This window comes from Polynucleobacter sp. 39-46-10 (genome assembly GCF_002282275.1).
This window is the reverse complement of the sequence record NZ_NCJB01000551.1, coordinates 1-1,056: the sequence shown is the minus strand read 5'-3', so window position 1 is coordinate 1,056 and position 1,056 is coordinate 1. Positions and strand designations below refer to the sequence as shown.

General features: G+C 40.3%; 2 protein-coding genes. Both read right to left on the bottom strand.

From position 1 onward, the window contains the following. Positions 1-595: response regulator (locus B7X71_RS17650; protein ID WP_293599999.1), on the bottom strand; the 595-nt coding region annotated here is incomplete at its 3' end. After that, positions 592-948 carry a hypothetical protein gene (locus tag B7X71_RS17645; RefSeq protein ID WP_293599998.1) on the bottom strand — a complete coding sequence of 119 codons (357 nt, stop codon included), beginning with the start codon at positions 946-948 and terminating at the stop codon, positions 592-594. The genes B7X71_RS17650 and B7X71_RS17645, both read right to left, overlap by 4 nt. Between the last annotated feature and the right edge of the window lie 108 nt (positions 949-1,056).

The window sequence follows — 1,056 nt, the reverse complement described above, 5'->3', positions numbered from 1 at the left end:
GGTTCGCTCGATGCGCTTCTACGGTTTTAATTGAAATACCTAAGTCCATGCCAACTTCCTTATTAATCCTGCCAGCAACAATGCGATCAAGCACATCAACCTCTCTTTGGGTTAGAAGTCTAAATCTCTCTTTGATCTCTTTGAGCTCCGAAGATTGTTCTTTACTGAGATAAGCCTTTGATAGCATTTCATTGATTAAGCTATAAAGCTTTTCTTCGTCTACTGGTTTTTGAATAAAGTCAAAAGCCCCCTTTTTGAGAGCGTTTACCGCAGTGGTGATCTCCCCATGGCCAGTAATAAACGCGATGGGAATATTAAGGCCCATATTCAGAAGCGTTTCTTGAAGTTCGATTCCAGACATACCACCAAGGTGAATATCTACTAAAGCACAGCCCAAAGTTTGTTGATCACTAGCGGCTAGTGATTGCAAGAATCTTTCGGCACTTTCATGAGGGCTGACCCTAAAGCCATTAGCTTTTAGAAAAAAAGCTAATGAGTCCCGCATGGCTTCGTCATCATCAATGACATACACCACACCGCCTTTTCCCGAAGGGAAAGGGTTAGTCTTATTAAGCATTGTTCGTTGCTTGCTCATTCTTTAATCGTTTTTATCTTTTGCGCTACAAGTTCTAGCGCTTCTTCCGCATTTCTGGCAATTTTTCCACTGCCGGACTTACCGATAACAAAGTAATTGTCTTTGTGGATATAGATATGAATATACAACTCTGTCTTTTGGATTCCAATGACCACTTGCAACACCGGTTCATGGCTAGCTCGGTCATAGCTTTCGGTAAAGCTACTGTAATCTAAATGATCAGCTTGATTTTTCGCTAACTCTCGAATTTGTGCACTAATACCCTCAATTAACAGTTCATACTCATGATAAAAGTTTGGATTTGAGTAGCGAAGCTCGTCAATAGCGATCGCATGTAATGTGCTATTACCCATGGTTATTTAATGATTTCAAGATGGACATAAGCATCTAAGTTTGCAAGTGAGCCACGTTTATCCATAACGGCAAATCGTAAAGCTTCTTTTTTAAAGTCTTCAAGACCA

What these genes read in the sequence shown, in the direction of transcription:
- B7X71_RS17645 (WP_293599998.1), bottom strand. Translation starts at nt 948, where the DNA reads ATGGGTAATAGCACATTACATGCGATCGCTATTGACGAGCTTCGCTAC.